Raw genomic sequence first — 15348 nt, 5'->3', positions numbered from 1 at the left:
CTCAGCGGCACGCGCCGATCTGCACGTCGTCGATGTTCCAGCCCGACATGGGCGCGCCGCCGAAGGCGATGACGGCGCTGTAGCCGAACCGCACCCTCAAGGTCGAGCTCTTGTAGGGCGTGAGGTCGTAGGTGACGCGCTTCCATCCGGACTCGGTGACATCGTCGTGCGGAGACTCGTAGACGATCCGCCAGCGCGATCCGTCGAAGACCTCGACGCGGGCCTTGTTGCGGTAGGTCGTGTTCAGCCATCGCCAGAACGACAGCGTGACTCGCCCGCTCACGAGCGCGTCGACGGCGGGGCTCGTCAGGTAGCGCTGCGGGTGCGGCGCGGTGACGCTCGGGCTGCCGCCGAGCACCACGCCCGCCACGCCGTTGTCGCCGGCCTCGGTGTGATCGCTCGCCGGATCGGGGAACCCAGCGCGCTGGTCGCTCGACGCCCTCGCCGGCCCGATCTCCCACCCCGCCGCGAGGCTCCACCGGGTCGCGTTGTCCGCGAAGGCCTCCGTGAAGAGGACCCGCGCGGAGCACGGCGCGCTCGGGTCGACGTTCCCGGGGGCGCCGCGGAACGCCGTCGGAGAGGCCGCCGCCCAGTCCAGCGAAAGAGACCCGTCCCCGTCCGCGAGCCACGGCGAGTCCGCCGGGCCGGCGGTGCACGCGGCCGCGGCGAGGCCGCTCAGGACCGCGGCCCGCCCAATCCACCTCTTCATGATCGCTCCTACGAACGTTCAATGCCGGAGGCGCAGACACCCTTCCGCAGGGCCGTCGCGCGGCACCGAGAGCACGTGTTTGTAGGCCTGAAACAGCGCGGCGGATAGGCCATGTGAGCGGCGCCCGATGCGGTGAGATCGGCGTCGCGCGCCCTCCGACGACAGCCGAGCTCCTGCGTCGCCCGGACGAGCTCGACCGCGCGTCCTTCGCGACGCGCGACGGCGCCGCGCGGCCATCGCGACGCGGGCGAGCGCCCGTCGCCGCGCGACGACGGCGCGCTACGCCCCGGGCCGGCGGGCGCGCTCGCGCGACGGACGGATCACCGGGGCGCGGCCGTCATCGGGGCGTGGCCGCGGGCGGCCGGGGCAGCGGGATCGGCCGCTGCAAGATCGCCTGGCGGCTCGTCACGTCGCTGAGCATCAGCGTGAGCATCAGGCCGACGAGGAGCGCCGCCACGATCATGGGGAGGGCGTTCGTGAAGCGCTGCTCGATGAGGTGCATGAAGAAGAGCAGCACGAGCAGCGTCTTCGCCGTGGCGATGAGCAGCGCCGCGACGACGTCGGCCTCGCCGAGGTGGGCCAGCGAGAGGAGGTACGACGCCAGCGTCAGCCCCATGAGGAGGAGCCAGACGATCACGTAGGTCCGCGAGGAGAGGTGCTTGACGGTCATGGGCGCAACGTGCCGTTAGCGGTGCATCAGTGCATCAGGTAGAGCATCGGCCAGAGGAATATCCAGATCACGTCGACCAGGTGCCAGTAGAGGCCGCCGAGCTCGATGTGGGTGTCGTTGCCCGCGCCGTACCGGCGCCGGAAGCACCCCCACGTGAGCCAGCCGAGGACCACGAGCCCCGCCGTGACGTGGATCGCGTGGAGCCCGGTCGTCAGGAAGTAGAGGGTGAAGAACATCTTCGCGCCGGCCTGCGGGAGCTCCTCGAAGCGGTAGGCCGAGCCGGGGAAGATCCCCTCGTGGAAGTGCTGGGTGTACTCGACGCCCTTCAGCACGAGGAAGGCGAGGCCGAGCGCGATGGCGCCGAGCAGGAGGCGGCCGGCCATCGTGGGCCGGTCGAGGCGCACGGCGTAGACGCTCAGCGCGACGAGCAGGCTGCTCGTCAGGAGGATCGCGGTGTTCGAGGTCCCGATGACGGCGTTGTTGTGCGCGACGCCGGCGCTGAACTCGTGGCCGAAGACCGCGCGGTAGGAGGCGTAGAGGGCGAAGAGCCCGGCGAAGAGCAGGATCTCGCTGGCGAGGAAGATCCACATGCCGAAATGCGCGGCGTGGGTCTGCTTCTCGAGATCCTCGAACTGCATGGCCAGCCGCGCCGGCGCGAGCTGCTCAGCGGGCGGTTGAGACTCGGGCATGGGCTTCCTCTTCGGTCAGGTGGTAATCGTACGGGCCGCGATCGATGACCGGCGTCACGGGGAAGTTGTGCTCCGGCGGGATGCGCGGCGTCATCCACTCGTAGCTCCGGGACCTCCATGGATTGGCGCTGGCGCGCGGCCCCCAGCGCAGGGCGATGAGGAGGTTGAGCAGCGCGAGCACGAGCGCGCCCGCGAGCAGGTAGGCCCCGCCCGTCGAGAGGACGTTCAGCCACTGGTACTGCGCCGGATAGCTGTAATAGCGGCGCGGCATCCCGGCGTTGCCCGCCAGGAACTGGGGGAGAAACGTCAGGATGAACCCAAGGAACACCCCGAACGAGGTGAGCAGCCCCATCGGCTCCGAGTAGGCGCGGCCGAACATCTTGGGGAACCAGTAGTGCGCCGCCGCGAGGAACGCTGTGAGCGTGCCGCCCACCATGATGAAATGGAAGTGGGCGACGACGAAATAGGTGTCGTGCCAGTGGACGTCGAGCGACTGCGTGGCCACGGCGACGCCCGTCATGCCGCCGAAGACGAAGAGGAACAGGAACCAGAAGAAATAGAGCATCGGGGTGTTGAACTGGATGGCCCCCCTGTGCAGCGTCGCCACCCAGGTGAAGACCTTGATGGCGGAGAAGATGGCGATGAACATCGAGAACGCGCCGAAGATCCCGGCGTCGAGCTCGCTCATCCCGGCCACGAACATGTGGTGCCCCCACCCCGCGAACCCGATCAGCGCGATGCCGAACGACGAGAGGGCGATCGCCCAGTAGGACGCCGGCTGCCGCTGCGCGAAGGTGCAGACCACCTCGCTGATGACCCCGAGCGCCGGGAGCACCATGATGTAGACGGCAGGGTGGGAGTAGAACCAGAACAGGTGCTGGAACAGCACGGGATCGCCGCCGAGCGTCGGATCGAAGACGCCGAAATGGTAGACGTGGTCCAGCCCGACGAGCAGGATCGTCAGGCCGAGGACGGGCGTCGCGAGCAGCATGATGATGCTCGTGCTGTAGATGGCCCACACGAAGAGCGGCACGCGTCCCCAGCTGATCCCGCGGGCCCGCATCGTGTGGGTCGTGGCGATGAAGTTCACCGCCGTCATGATCGACGAGACGCCGAGGATGAAGATGCCGATCACGACCGGAAGGACGCCCGCGGGCGTGGTCGTGCTGTACGGCGGGTAGAACGTCCAGCCGGTGTCGGCGCCCCCGGCGATCGTCGCCGCCAGCGTGACGACGGCGCCGATCGCGTAGACGTAGAGGCTCGCCAGGTTGAGGCGCGGGAAGGCGAGATCCTTGGCGCCGATCATGATCGGGAGGACGAAGTTCCCGAAGATGTTCGGGATCGACGGGATCATGAAGAGCCAGACCATGACCACGCCGTGGAGCGTGAACATGCGGTTGTAGATCGCCGCGCTGATCACGGTGGGCCCGGGGGTCAGGAGCTCGGTCCGGAGGACCAGCGCGAAGGCGCCGCCGAGCAGGAGCATCAGCACAACGAGCACGTAAAACATGAGCCCGATGCGCTTGTGATCGGTCGTGAGCAGCCACGATCGCACGCCCGCGCCGGCGCGGAGATAATCGACCTCGTGCGCGCCGTGGACGGGCGCTGTCCCCTCGACCTCGTGGGCCATCATGGCGTTACCCCCTCCGGCGTGACGCTGCTCCCGGGGACCCCGCCGTCCCACGGCACGTCGGGGCCGTGAGGGACGTCGCGAAGCGATTTCATGAGCTCGATGATCGCGGCGACGTCGGGCGGCGCGATCTGTCCGAGATAGGACGGCATGACCGGCGGGAACCCGCGGTGCACCGCGGCGAGCGGATCCATGATCGACTCCGTGATGTAGGCCTCGTCGGCGACGCGCTCGCCGCCGGACTCGAGCGGTACGACGGCGCGGTAAAGCCCGGCCCAGCTCGGGCCGACGTGCGGTGTTCCGTCGAGGGTGTGGCAGCGGAGGCAGCCGTGCTTCGCGGCGGCGAGCTCGCCGCGGCTCGGCATCGTCGGCTCCGCCTCGGCGAGCTCGTTCTCCGCCTCGGCGGCGGCCTTCTGCGCGAACGCCGGGGCGCTCGCCAGGCCGCCCGCGAGCCAGCGCTCGTAGTCGACCGGGGCGAGCGCGATCACCTGGCCGCGCATCTCGGAGTGGCTCGTGCCGCAGAACTCCGCGCACAGGATGGGGTAAGCGCCGGGCTCGTTCGCCTCGAACCAGGCCGTTGTGTACCGGCCAGGGATGACGTCCTGCTTGATGCGGAACGCGGGCACGTAGAAGCTGTGGATGACGTCGCGCGACGTCATGATGAGCCGGACCGGCCTGTGCGCGGGGACGTAGAGCACCGAGATCTCGCTGTCTCCCCCCGGATAACCGAACTTCCACATCCACTGCTTGCCCGTGACATAGACGTCGAGCGCGTCGTCCGGCGCCGTGCGCAGGTCGGCGAACTGGCGCGTGCCGATGGTCCAGAACGTGAGGAAGAGGAAGCCCAGCGCGAAGAGCGACACCGTCTCGAGGAAGAGCGCCGGGCGGGCGAACGCCCCGGGGTGCGGCCGCGGCGTGTCCTGGGGCCGCCGGCGATAGCGGATCAGGAAATACCCGCCGATGAGCGTGATGAGGGCGGCGCCGCCCATCGTCACCAGGATGACGAAGTAGTGCAGCCCGTCGATCTCGCGGGCCAGCGAGGAGCGCTGCTCGGGCAAGAAGAGCAGCTGGCGCAGCAGCTCGTTCATCGCGCGCGCTCCAGTCTCCTGCGCCGCCGCCCTTGCCAGCCGAAGAAGGCGACCACCGCGGCGACCCAGGCCAGGATGGCGGCCCCGCCGAGCCTCAGGAAGCCGGCCACATAAGGGCCGTACCGGCGGCTCGCGGGGTCGTAGCGATAACACGTCATGAGCACGCGCTCGAGCGGGGTGCCTATCTGCCCCCGGCTCGCCTCGAGGAGCGAGAGGCGGAGATCGAGGGGGGAGAACTCGATGCCATAGAGGATCCGTGAGATGCGGCCCTGCGGCGTGAGGACGAAGACGGCGGCGGGGTGCGCGTACTGCTCCGTCTGGGGGTCATAAGCGAACCGGAAGCCGAGATCGCCGGCGAGCGCGCGGATCTCGGGCAGCGCGCCGGTCAGAAAGGGCCAGGTCTCCGGCGTCGGCGCGCCGGCCAGGCCGAGGGCCGACAGCGCGGCTGTCCTCTTCCGCGCCGCCGTGGCCGGGGTGTCCCGCGGATCGAAGCTCACCGTGAGCGCGCGGTAGTCCTCGCCCAGCCGGTAATCGAGCTTCGCCATGCCGGCGACCAGGCCGCGCAGCACGAGGCCGCAGAGCGTCGGGCAGCGGTAATAGGCGAGGACCAGGAGGACCGGCCGCCGCCCGTCGAAGTGCTCGGCGAGCGGGGCGCGCCGCCCGTCCATGTCGGTGAAGGGGAGCGCCGTGTCGATGGCGCTCCCGAGGCGCTCCTCGATGTCGGCCTCGCGCGCGGCGGGCGGGAGCGCCGGCGGATCGGCGGCGGCCGCGACCGGCGCGCGCGCGAGCACGAGCGCGAGAAACGCCGTGGTGGACGGGTGTTGCATCCTCATCAGCGGCTCTCCTCCACGACGAGATTCATCGCGTCCTCGATCGGGATCTGCGCGAGCCCGCGGCTGCGGTCGACCCAGCCGAAGCGGCCGAGCTCCTCGCGCTTCCGGCGGTTCAGCGCCGTGCCGATGCCCTCTTCGCCCATCTCCTCGCGCCGGAAGATGCGCTGATCCACCCCGGCCACCTCGTCGCGCGGCAGGGAGATCTCACTGGCGCGCTCGGCGCCCTTCCCCGCGGGGCGGAGCTCCGCCTCGCGCCCGCGCATGAGCATCCAGGCCCAGAGGCCCAGGACGATGAAGATCACGACGACGGCGAACGCGACGGCGAGGATCATCTTCCACTGGACGACATCCTCTTCCTGGTGAACGTCGGGTCGGCGATAGTTGGACGTCATACGCTCTCGTAGCGGAAGGCGGCCGGCAGCGCCGGGTCGTTGACGGGGACGAGCGGCTTGCCGCGCGCCCGCAGCACGGTGAACGCGACGCACGAGCCGACCACGGCGAGGAGCGCCGCCGCGTCGAGCCAGTGGAACGGCGCGCGAGCGCCGGGGGCCTCGGGCGCGACGAGCCAGTGCATGTCGAGGTAGTGCGCGACGAAGATCCAGGCGGCGACGGCCGACAGCCAGGCCGGGCGCCGCTTGATCCTGTAGTTGAGCAGGATCACGAAGGGGATCACGAACCGCGTGAGCACGAGGACGACGGACATGACCGCCCACGGGCCGTGGGAGCGGAGGACGTAGAACTCCACCTCTGCTGGCTTGTTCCCGATCCATATCAGCAGGAGCTGGAAGAACGCGGCGTAGGCCCAGAAGATGGTGAACGCGAGGAGGAGCCGGCCGAGCGCGTAGTAGTGCGACTCGTTCAGCCCGGGCAGGAGCCCGGCGCGCTCGGCGGCGAACGCGAGCACCGTGAGCAGCGCGATCGCCGCGACGAAGCCGCCGGCGAACACGTAGACGGGGAACATCGTGGACACCCACGTCGGCGCGAGGGACATGAGCCAGTCGAAGGCCGCGAACGAGAGCGTGAGCGCGACGGGCGGGAGGCCGGCGACGCTGATCACGCGGAGGCGCCGGCTGTCCGCGAGCGCCGGGTTCGCGTCGCCCGTCATCGATCCGCGCCGGAGCAGGACGCCGAAGACGAGCCAGACAGCGAAGTAGAACCCCGTCCTCACGAGGAAGAACGGGAGGTTCAGGTAGGGCGCCTTGTGGAGCACGATGGATCGGACGTGCTCGTCGCCGATCGACTCGGGGTGGAGCCACTCCCCGTAGAGCGCGCCGAGGCCGAACAGGAGCGGGACGAACAGCGCGCAGAGGAGCGGCAGCGCCCCGACGATCGCCTCCGTGAGGCGGCGGACCGCCACCGGCCATGTCGCGTTCATGGCGTGGCAGGTCATGAGAAAGAGGAGCGCCCCGACCGCCGTGGTCACGGCGAAGGCGTAGGCCGCAAGGTACGCGTAGAAGAGCCGCTCCCGGTCCACGAACGCGCCGATGACGAGCAGCAGGGCGCCGAGGAGCGCGAGGCCGAGGGACCTCGACACGATCGCGCGGCCGCCCCGGAAGATGGGGAATCGCCGGTTCACTGGAGCTCCTTCCGGGCGCGCTCGCGGAGGGGTGGGGGGAGCGCGTCGAGCGCGGTGGCGCGGCTCTTCCCGAGTGCCTTCACATAGGCCACGATCGCCCAGCGCTCCATCAGCTGGACCTGGGTCTCGTACGAGCGCATGAGGCCGTAGCCCTCGACGATGACCCGGTAGATGCGGCCGGGCGGGAACGCCTGCACGCGCGGGTCGACGAGGGACGGCGGGCGCCGCAGCGTCATGTTGCGCGCGACCTCCGACTCTCCATCTCCGGCGATCCCGTGGCAGGCGGCGCAGTGGATCTCGAAGCGCTCCTTCCCGTACTGGAGCAGCTCGAGGGTCACCGGGACCGGGATGCGCGCCACGTACGTTTCGCCCGTGAACCCCTGGGTGAGCCCGGGATCGCCGGTCACGCGGTCGTTCGGCACGGCGCCCGCCGGCGGGTGGCGCATGACCGAGCCGTCGTCGAAGAGGTCTGTCGGCTGGTAGGGCGCGAAGCGCCGCTGCCTGAGCATGCGCTCGAGATCCAGCAGGTCAACGTCGCCGGGCTCGGCGTCGGCCGTGGTCACCGGCGTGCACGAGAGGCAGAGCGCCGCGGCCAGGCAGGAGAGCGAGAGGAGCCGTCCGCGCGTCATGAGCGCTCCTTTCCGGCCCAGGCCACGGTGATGGCGCCGAGATCGGTGAGATCGCGCTCGGCGATGGGGCTGATGAGCGCTGGATCGCGGGCGTCGATGCCGACCCAGAACCGATCGATGGAGGCGCGCTCGAACCCGGGGACGTCGAACACCGGGTGCCAGAGCTCGGGCAGCCGGGCGAGGACGAGCAGCACGACGAAGCCGGTGAGGGAGGACGTGAGCACCATCGTCTCGAAGGTGATCGGTATGAAGGCCGGGGCGGCGTGCGGCGGCCGCCCGCCCACGATGAGCGGGTAGTCGTACGCGTTGCAAAACCACTGGATGATGTAGCCTGCCGCGGTTCCCACGATCGCGAAGGGCAGGATGATCCAGTTGAGCGGCGAGCGGCGGAGTCCGAGCGCCTCATCGACGCCGCGGATGGGGTACGGCGTGAACGCGTCGAGCCGCCGGTATCCCCGGCTCCTGAGCTCCGCGATCGCCCGGAGCATCGCCTCGGGCGTCTCGAACTCGGCGAGCAGTCCTCTCCTCATCTCAGTGCTCCTCCTTGCCGAGCTCGTGGTTCAGCTCCTTGACCTCGGTCACGGGAATGAACGGGAAGAGGCGGAGGAAAATCAGGATGAGCAGCAGGAAGAAGCAGATCGTCCCGATGAACATCGAGATATCGACATACGTCGGGTGGTAGGCGTGCCACGCCGACGGGATGAAATCGCGCTGCAGCCCCATGACGATGATCACGAACCGCTCGGACCACATCCCGACGTTCAGGAGGATCGAGATGATCCAGAGCAGGATCATGTTCTTCCGGACCCGCGGGAACCAGAGCAGCTGGGTGACGAGCACGTTGCAGATCATCTGCACCCAGAAGACCGCTGCGTTCGGCCCGGCGGGGCGCGCGACGAAGAACTGGTAGATCTCGGTCGCCTCTCCGCTGTACCAGGCGACGAAGAGCTCGATGACGTACGAGTAGATGACGATCCAGCCGGTGACGAGCGCCATCTTGCTCAGGTTGTCGATGTGGCGCTGGGTGACGACGTTCTCGAGGTGGAAGATCCGGCGCGCCGGGATGAGCAGCGTCAGCACCATCGCGAAGCCGGAGAAGATGGCTCCGGCGACGAAGAACGGGGGGAAGATGGTCGAGTGCCAGCCCGGGACGAGCGCCATCGCGAAATCGGTGCTCACGATCGAGTGCACCGAGAGCACGAGCGGCGTCGCGAGCCCTGCGAGCAACCCGTAGAGGAGGCGGTAGTGTCGGTAGGTGACCGCGGAGCCGCGCCAGCCGAGCGACAGGACGCCGTAGACGATCCGGCGGAGGCGGTTGGGCGCCCGGTCGCGGAGGGCCGCGAAGTCGGGGATGAGCCCGACGTACCAGAAGACGAGGGAGACCGTGAAGTACGTGAACACGGCCGCGGCGTCCCACGGCAGCGCGCTCTTGAACTGCGGCCATAGCCTCAGCGTCGCGGGGTAGGGGACGAGCCAGTAGGCGAACCATGGCCGGCCGAGGTGCATGAGCGGATAGATGCCTGCCTGGATGACGGCGAAGAGGGTCATCGCCTCGGAGAAGCGGTTGATGCTCGTGCGCCAGCGCTGCTCCAGGAGGAGCAGGATCGCGGAGATGAACGTCCCCGCGTGGCCGATTCCGATCCACCACACGAAGTTGATGATCCCGAACGCCCAGCCCACCGGGATGTTGTTTCCCCAGACCCCGATGCCCGTGGTGATCGTGTAGGTGATGGCGAGCAGGAGCACGGCCGTCCCGGCGCCGGTGATGGCGAACGCCGCCCACCAGAGCCTGGATCGCGGCTTCCAGACGACCGACAGGAGCTCTTCGGAGAGCTCCTCGTCGGTTGGCCGGCCGAGGATGAGGGGCTCCGTCACGGCTCGTCGAGCTCCGGGTTCTTGTTGTCGACGCGCGCGAGGTACATCGTCCTCGGCCGGGTGCCCTGGTCGTGGAGCACCGCGTAGCTCCGCGGCTCGCCCCGCCACGCCACCACCTCCGTCCCCTCGTGCGCGAGAGAGCCGAACTGGATCGCCTGCGTCGGACAGGCCTGCTGGCACGCGGTGACGACCTCTCCGGGGCGGATCGCGCGGTCTTCCACCCGCGCGGCGATCTCCGCCCGGCGGATCCGCTGGACGCAATACGTGCACTTCTCCATCACGCCGCGCTCCCGCACCGTCACGTCGGGGTTGCGCTGGAGCTTCGTGAGCCCCGTGTTGTACGCGCGGAGCTCGCCGTAATCGAACCAGTTGAAGCGGCGGACCTTGTACGGGCAGTTGTTCGAGCAGAACCGCGTCCCGACGCAGCGGTTGTAGGTCATCTCGTTCAGCCCGTCGGGGCTGTGCGTCGTCGCGTTCACGGGACACACGTACTCGCACGGCGCCTTCTCGCAGTGCTGGCACAGCATGGGCTGGTGGACGACGGCCGGGTTGCTCGGGTCTCGCGGGTCGTCGGACACGTACGTGTCGATGCGGAGCCAGTGCATCTCGCGGCTGTTCAGGACCTCCTCCTTGCCCACCACGACGACGTTGTTCTCGGCCTGGCACGCCGTGACGCACGCGCTGCAGCCGGTGCAGATCGAGAGATCGATCGTCATGGCCCATTGGTCCTTCGGCGCCCCGGGGGGAGGCGTCGGGGGCATGAGGGACGGCAATGGCCCCTTGAGCGCCTCCGTGAACTCGGGGCGCTCGCGGTAGACGGCGAGGGGGATCGAGAGCGCTATGGGGCGCCCCTCCAGGCCCCAGTGCCTCTGCGTCAGGGCGAGCTTGTGCTTCTGGTCCGGCCGCTTCGTCACCGAGGCGCCTGCCGCGAAGAAGGGCGCGGCCGCGGTGCGGAGCCGGTACGCGTCGGACCCCACCCCCGCGGCGATCGACTCGGCGCCGCTGCGCCCGTAACCGAGCGCGAGCGACACCGTGCCGTCGGCGTGCCCCGGCGCGACGAGGACCGGTATCGAGATCGTTCGCCCCCCGAGCTCGAGATCGACCACATCCTCGCTCTCGACGCCGAGCGCCTTCGCCGTCGCCGGGCTGAGCAGCGCGGCGTTGTCCCAGGTGAGCTTGGTCATGGGATCGGGCAGCTCGAGGAGCCACGGGTTGTTGGCGAACCGGCCGTCATAGACGCTCGCGTCGGTCGAGAAGGCGACCTCGATGGCGTCCGCCTTCGGCGGGGCCGCCGCCGCGAGCTGCGCGAGCGCCGCGGTCACCCCGTCGAGCCGCAGCTTGGCGTCCTCGCGCGGGGCTGCGGTGCCCTCGACGAGCCCCCGCCGGAGCGCGTCCTCCCAGAACGCATCGAAGTCCGCGCCGCCCCGGCGCGCGGCCCAGGTGTCGCGCAGGAGGTCGCGCGCGCTCTTCTGCGTCTCGCCCGCGAACACCGCGAGCACCTCGGCGGCGGTCCTGCCCTGGAAGAGCGGCTCGATGAGCGGCTGGATCAGCGAGCTCGTGCCGTCGTACGCGCGCGCGTCTCCCCAGGCCTCGAGATCGTGCGCGGCGGGCACGAACCAGTCGCAGCCCGCGGCGGTCTCGTCCTCGTAGAGCCCGAGGTAGGCGCGGCTCGGGACGGAGCGGAGCAGCGCCGGGAGCTCGAGATCCGCGGGCGCCGTGTAAACAACGTTGTTCTCGAGGAGCACGAGGGTATCGACGGCGCCGCGGCGGAGCTCCTCGGCGAGCGCCGTGAGGTCCTGCTCGGCTGCGCCTGCCGTGATCAAGGTCCCCGCGGTGGTCCACGCCGCGCGGTCGTTGCGGAGCGCTGCGTTCATGAGGTGCGCGAGCGCGTGCACCGCGGGAGGCTGCCGCTCCCCCGCGACGACGATGCTCGCCGCGCCCCCGCGCGCGAGATCGCGCGCCACGGCCCGGGCGAAGCGCCTCTCCGCCTCGCTGACCCGCGCCCGGAGCGGATCGAGCGCGCCGAGCGCCTGGGGAGGGATGAGCCCCGGGCGAGCGCCCTCGGTCAGGAGCAGCTCGGCCGCGATCGCCGCGGCGATCGCGGGCACGTCGCTCGGCCGCTTGCGCAGGCGGTGATCGGCCATGCTCCCCGTCGGGGTCAGCCCGGGCTCGATCACATAGAGCCGGTTCATGGTGCCTGTCGGCGAGCCGATGCGCCTGCGCTCCGCGAACTGGCGCGAATACCGCACGCTGAACGGCATCGACGCGAGGAAGTCGGCGTCGAGCGCGAGGATGACGTCGGCTGTCCGGAAGTCGTACTGCGCCTGGAGCGGAGCGCCGAAGGCGAGCTCGGCCCCTCGCGCCGGGTGCGCCGACCGAGCGGGCGCGTAGAACGTGAACCGGGCCGCCGGATAGCGCGCCTGGACGCGGCCGATGAGGTCGAGGAGGAGCGGAGAGCCGGTGGGCCGAAGGACGAACCGGAGCCCGGCGCCGCGATCGCTCCGGGCGCCCTCGAATTGCTGGACGAACGCGCGCCACGTCGCCGGGGCCGCGCCGCGGCGCGCCGCGCGCGCGCGGTGCTGATCGTAGAGGCCGAGCACCGACGCCTGCTCGTAGACGCCGGTCGAGCCGAGGCTCGCCGGGTGCTGCGGATTGCCCTCGACCTTCGTCGGCCGCCCCTCGTGGCTCTCGACGAGGACGCCCGTCGCGAACCCGTCGAGATCCAGGCTGGTGGCGTAATACCGGAGCATGCCCGGCGTCACCTCGGGCGGCGTCGTCACGTAAGGGACGATGTTGTCCCCGGCCCTCGATCTGCACCCGGACACGCCGGCGAGCGCCATGCCAGCGCCGAGGAGCTCGAGCCAGCGCCGCCGGCTCATCGCGGCCGGATTGCCCGCGCTCGCCGGGAGCTCCCGCGCCGCGGCCTCGAGGAGCTCTGGTGACTCGAGGAGCTCCGCGAGGCTGCGCCAGTACGCTTTACCCGTCTTGCCGTCGAGCGCGGCGCTCCACGGGATCTGTTTCTGATCAGCCATCGTCCCTCTTCAGGTCATCGTTGGATCCGCGCCGCCGCCCTGACGGCGCTCCGCTGCTGGCCGCCCATGGCCCCTCGTCCTCTCGCGCTCTCGTAGGTGTCCTGGTCGCTCCTCGATGATCCCCTGTGTGTCGCTCCGTTCGCGCCCGCGCGCGCTCACCTGTGGCAGGCCGAGCAGTGGACGAGGTGCCGCACGCCGAGCTGCTGCGCGATCTGCCGGCCGATCCGCTCCGCGTCGGGGCCCGGGTCCCAGTCCATGTCCGTGATCGCCGAGAGCGGGCGGAGGTGGCGCTCCGGCGCCCTGTGGCACTCGAGGCACCAGCCCATCGTCATCGGCGTCGCCTGCCGGACCTCGGGCATCTGATCCACGCGGCCGTGGCACGTCACGCAGCCGACGCCCTTGTTCACGTGGATCGCGTGGTTGAAATAGACGAAGTCGGGCACGTCGTTGACGCGGTTCCAGACGACCGGCGTGTCCGAGAAATAGCTGTTCCGGACGAGCTCGAGCTTGGGGCTCTGATTCCAGATCTGGCTGTGACAGCCCATGCAGACCGCTGTCGATGGCATGCCCGCCGTGGCCGTCCGCCCGACCGTGTAATGGCAGAACCGGCACTCGATGGCGTCGTCCTGCACGTGGTGCCTGTGGTCGAACTGCACGGGCTGCTGCACGGGCAGGTGCCGCCCGGTGTTCCAGTCCGTGCGCACGTAGATCATCGGCGCTGCCACGGCCGCCGCGCCGCCGAGGAGGACGGCGGCGATGGCGAGTCGGAAAGCGGTGTTGCTCCAGCGCGGAAAAACGGATGCCATGCTCTCGTGTGGTTGGCCTCGCTCGAAGTGCGGCGATGGGGCCAGCTCCATCGATATCGATGCGTGGATCGCACGGCTCGTTTCGCGATCTCGCCGCGCCCCGAACGCCGGCGCAGGCGCGTCAGGGGGAGGCCGCAGCGGCGCCGTCCGGCGTGCGCGCGCGGCGGGCGTCCTCGAACGCGCGCTGGGCGTGAGGGCGCCTCCAACACCGGATCTTCGCCGCCCTGGGCTTCGATCTACGATATCGTCCGGCCATGAGGCCGTCGAGCTCAGCCCTGTCGTCCCTTCCGAGCCTCGCGCTCATTCTGGCCGCCGAGCTCGCGTTCATCGCCTGCTCGCGCGAGGAGTCGATCTCTCCGCTGCCGACCGGCACGACCGGCGGGGCCTCATCGGCCGCAGCCGGCGGAGCGGACGCGAGTGGGGGTGGCAGCAGCGGGGCTGGCGCGAGCGGGACTGGCGGCAGCGAGGCTGGCGGCAGCGGCGTTGGCGGCAGCGGCGTTGGCGGCAGCGGCGTTGGCGGCAGCGGCGTTGGCGGCAGCGGCGTTGGCGGCGGCAGCGCCGCTGGCGGCAGCGGCGGCGGTGAGCCCGCGGAGGGATTCAGCTGTGCGCCGCCGAGCGAGGACGAGGGCGTGCTGAAGCTCGCGACGGTCGTCTCCGGCCTCGATCACCCGCTCCTCGTGAAATCCGCGCCGGGCGACCCCACGCGCCTCTTCATCCTGACGCAGCCTGGCCAGATCCTCGTCCTCGACGACGGAGCGGCGGAACCCAAGGTGTTCCTCGATATTCGGGACCGCGTCCTGTTCAATGACAACGGCGAGCGCGGTCTCCTCGGGCTCGCCTTCCACCCGGATTACGAGGCTGGCGGTCGCTTCTTCGTCCACTACACGGACAAGGCGACGGGCGGCAACGCGCGCGTGGTGGAGTTCGCGCGGGGAGAGCGACCGGACGTGGCCAGTCCAGATCCGGTGGCCACGTACCTCGAGGTCGTGGATCTGCACCGGAACCACAACGGCGGTTCGCTCGAGTTCAGCCCGATCGACGGCTTTCTCTATCTCGGGCTCGGCGACGGCGGGGACAACAACGACGCGGGACCCAACCATGCGGACATCGGCAATGGTCAGGCGCTCACGACGCTGCTCGGGAAGATCCTTCGCCTCGACGTCTCGACACACCCGTACGGCATCCCGGAAGGGAACATGACGGGCGAAGGCGTCCTGCCCGAGATCTGGGACTATGGCTTGCGGAACCCGTACCGCTTCAGCTTCGACGCGTGCACGGGCGATCTCTACATCGCGGACGTCGGTCAGCGCCTCTGGGAAGAGATCGACATCGAGCCGGCCGGGCAGGGACGGAAGAACTACGGCTGGCGCCGGATGGAGGGCGCGCACTGCTTCATTCCCGCGGAGAGCTGCGATCTCGACGGGACCATCACGCTCCCCGCCGCCGAGTACGGCCATGCCGGGCAGGTCATCGAGGATTGCTCGGTCACCGGCGGCTACGTCTACCGGGGCAGCCGGATCCCGTGGCTCCGGGGGAGCTACTTCTACGGCGATTACTGCAGCGGCAGGGTCTGGACGCTCACGTATGAGGGCGGGGTGGCCACGGCGCCCGTCGACCGGACGGACGATCTCGGGTCGTTCGGCTTCCGCATCGCCAGCTTCGGGCAGGACGGGGCCGGCGAGGTCTACGTGGTCGATCTCGGCGGCACCGTGTACCGCATCGATCCGGAATGAGCGCACACGGTCCGGAGTGAGCGCTCAGGCCCCCTTCGCCGCGCCGGCGCACGGCCGTGCGCGCCACGCTGGCGCAGC

General features: G+C 70.1%; 14 protein-coding genes. 1 reads left to right on the top strand and 13 read right to left on the bottom strand.

What is annotated here, in order from left to right; all coding sequences use genetic code 11:
- Position 1 precedes the first annotated feature (1 nt).
- The 13 genes from WMF19_RS26025 to WMF19_RS25965 all read right to left on the bottom strand — a co-directional run bounded on the left by WMF19_RS26025 (position 2) and on the right by WMF19_RS25965 (position 13537).
- Positions 2-709 carry a hypothetical protein gene (locus tag WMF19_RS26025; RefSeq protein WP_437901579.1) on the bottom strand — a complete coding sequence of 236 codons (708 nt, stop codon included), beginning with the start codon at positions 707-709 and terminating at the stop codon, positions 2-4.
- A gap of 337 nt (positions 710-1046) precedes the next feature.
- Positions 1047-1379, bottom strand: a complete 333-nt coding sequence (locus WMF19_RS26020; protein ID WP_437901578.1) for a cytochrome C oxidase subunit IV family protein — start codon at positions 1377-1379, stop codon at positions 1047-1049.
- 26 nt (positions 1380-1405) lie between these two features.
- A complete protein-coding gene (locus WMF19_RS26015; protein ID WP_437322578.1) occupies positions 1406-2068 on the bottom strand; it encodes a cytochrome c oxidase subunit 3 in 663 nt (220 codons plus the stop codon).
- Positions 2043-3701, bottom strand: a complete 1659-nt coding sequence (locus WMF19_RS26010; protein WP_437901577.1) for a cytochrome c oxidase subunit I — start codon at positions 3699-3701, stop codon at positions 2043-2045. The genes WMF19_RS26015 and WMF19_RS26010 overlap by 26 nt, the downstream gene beginning before the upstream one ends.
- Positions 3698-4786 (bottom strand): cytochrome c oxidase subunit II, encoded by a 1089-nt coding sequence (gene coxB / locus WMF19_RS26005; RefSeq protein WP_437901576.1) that lies wholly within the window; start codon positions 4784-4786, stop codon positions 3698-3700. The genes WMF19_RS26010 and coxB overlap by 4 nt, the downstream gene beginning before the upstream one ends.
- Positions 4783-5619 carry an SCO family protein gene (locus WMF19_RS26000; protein WP_437901575.1) on the bottom strand — a complete coding sequence of 279 codons (837 nt, stop codon included), beginning with the start codon at positions 5617-5619 and terminating at the stop codon, positions 4783-4785. The genes coxB and WMF19_RS26000 overlap by 4 nt, the downstream gene beginning before the upstream one ends.
- Complete coding sequence (locus WMF19_RS25995) at positions 5619-6011, bottom strand: hypothetical protein (RefSeq protein ID WP_437901574.1); 393 nt, start codon at positions 6009-6011, stop codon at positions 5619-5621. Before WMF19_RS25995 ends, WMF19_RS26000 begins: the two co-directional genes overlap by 1 nt.
- A complete protein-coding gene (locus WMF19_RS25990) occupies positions 6008-7195 on the bottom strand; it encodes a hypothetical protein (RefSeq protein ID WP_437901573.1) in 1188 nt (395 codons plus the stop codon). The genes WMF19_RS25995 and WMF19_RS25990 overlap by 4 nt, the downstream gene beginning before the upstream one ends.
- Positions 7192-7824, bottom strand: a complete 633-nt coding sequence (locus tag WMF19_RS25985; RefSeq protein ID WP_437901572.1) for a c-type cytochrome — start codon at positions 7822-7824, stop codon at positions 7192-7194. Before WMF19_RS25985 ends, WMF19_RS25990 begins: the two co-directional genes overlap by 4 nt.
- Positions 7821-8354 (bottom strand): DUF3341 domain-containing protein, encoded by a 534-nt coding sequence (locus WMF19_RS25980; protein WP_437322571.1) that lies wholly within the window; start codon positions 8352-8354, stop codon positions 7821-7823. The genes WMF19_RS25985 and WMF19_RS25980 overlap by 4 nt, the downstream gene beginning before the upstream one ends.
- 1 nt (position 8355) lies before the next feature.
- Positions 8356-9699, bottom strand: a complete 1344-nt coding sequence (gene nrfD, locus WMF19_RS25975; protein ID WP_437901571.1) for an NrfD/PsrC family molybdoenzyme membrane anchor subunit — start codon at positions 9697-9699, stop codon at positions 8356-8358.
- The gene (locus tag WMF19_RS25970; protein ID WP_437901570.1) at positions 9696-12731 is read right to left on the bottom strand and encodes a TAT-variant-translocated molybdopterin oxidoreductase; all 3036 of its coding nucleotides are present in this window, start codon (positions 12729-12731) and stop codon (positions 9696-9698) included. The genes nrfD and WMF19_RS25970 overlap by 4 nt, the downstream gene beginning before the upstream one ends.
- 155 nt (positions 12732-12886) lie before the next feature.
- Positions 12887-13537: a cytochrome c3 family protein gene (locus WMF19_RS25965; protein ID WP_437901569.1), complete on the bottom strand. Its 651-nt coding sequence runs from the start codon at positions 13535-13537 to the stop codon at positions 12887-12889.
- Between the two features lie 254 nt (positions 13538-13791).
- Between WMF19_RS25965 and WMF19_RS25960 the strand changes: the two genes are divergently transcribed.
- Positions 13792-15270 (top strand): PQQ-dependent sugar dehydrogenase, encoded by a 1479-nt coding sequence (locus tag WMF19_RS25960; protein WP_437901568.1) that lies wholly within the window; start codon positions 13792-13794, stop codon positions 15268-15270.
- The last annotated feature ends 78 nt before the right edge of the window (positions 15271-15348 follow it).

Source organism: Sorangium sp. So ce124 (assembly GCF_051525235.1).
GTDB classification, from domain to species: Bacteria; Myxococcota_A; Polyangia; order Polyangiales; family Polyangiaceae; genus Sorangium; species Sorangium atrum.
Note: the sequence above shows the minus strand (reverse complement) of the source record. Positions and strands in the feature narration are given on the sequence as shown.

Excerpts from the sequence above, each read along its gene's own strand:
- coxB (WP_437901576.1), bottom strand. The coding sequence starts at position 4,786 with ATGAACGAGCTGCTGCGCCAGCTGCTCTTCTTGCCCGAGCAGCGCTCC.
- WMF19_RS26010 (WP_437901577.1), bottom strand. The coding sequence starts at position 3,701 with ATGATGGCCCACGAGGTCGAGGGGACAGCGCCCGTCCACGGCGCGCAC.
- WMF19_RS25970 (WP_437901570.1), bottom strand. The coding sequence starts at position 12,731 with ATGGCTGATCAGAAACAGATCCCGTGGAGCGCCGCGCTCGACGGCAAG.
- WMF19_RS25995 (WP_437901574.1), bottom strand. The coding sequence starts at position 6,011 with ATGACGTCCAACTATCGCCGACCCGACGTTCACCAGGAAGAGGATGTC.
- WMF19_RS25985 (WP_437901572.1), bottom strand. The coding sequence starts at position 7,824 with ATGACGCGCGGACGGCTCCTCTCGCTCTCCTGCCTGGCCGCGGCGCTC.
- WMF19_RS26015 (WP_437322578.1), bottom strand. The coding sequence starts at position 2,068 with ATGCCCGAGTCTCAACCGCCCGCTGAGCAGCTCGCGCCGGCGCGGCTG.
- WMF19_RS25980 (WP_437322571.1), bottom strand. The coding sequence starts at position 8,354 with ATGAGGAGAGGACTGCTCGCCGAGTTCGAGACGCCCGAGGCGATGCTC.
- WMF19_RS26025 (WP_437901579.1), bottom strand. The coding sequence starts at position 709 with ATGAAGAGGTGGATTGGGCGGGCCGCGGTCCTGAGCGGCCTCGCCGCG.
- WMF19_RS25960 (WP_437901568.1), top strand. The coding sequence starts at position 13,792 with ATGAGGCCGTCGAGCTCAGCCCTGTCGTCCCTTCCGAGCCTCGCGCTC.
- WMF19_RS26000 (WP_437901575.1), bottom strand. The coding sequence starts at position 5,619 with ATGAGGATGCAACACCCGTCCACCACGGCGTTTCTCGCGCTCGTGCTC.
- WMF19_RS26020 (WP_437901578.1), bottom strand. The coding sequence starts at position 1,379 with ATGACCGTCAAGCACCTCTCCTCGCGGACCTACGTGATCGTCTGGCTC.
- WMF19_RS25965 (WP_437901569.1), bottom strand. The coding sequence starts at position 13,537 with ATGGCATCCGTTTTTCCGCGCTGGAGCAACACCGCTTTCCGACTCGCC.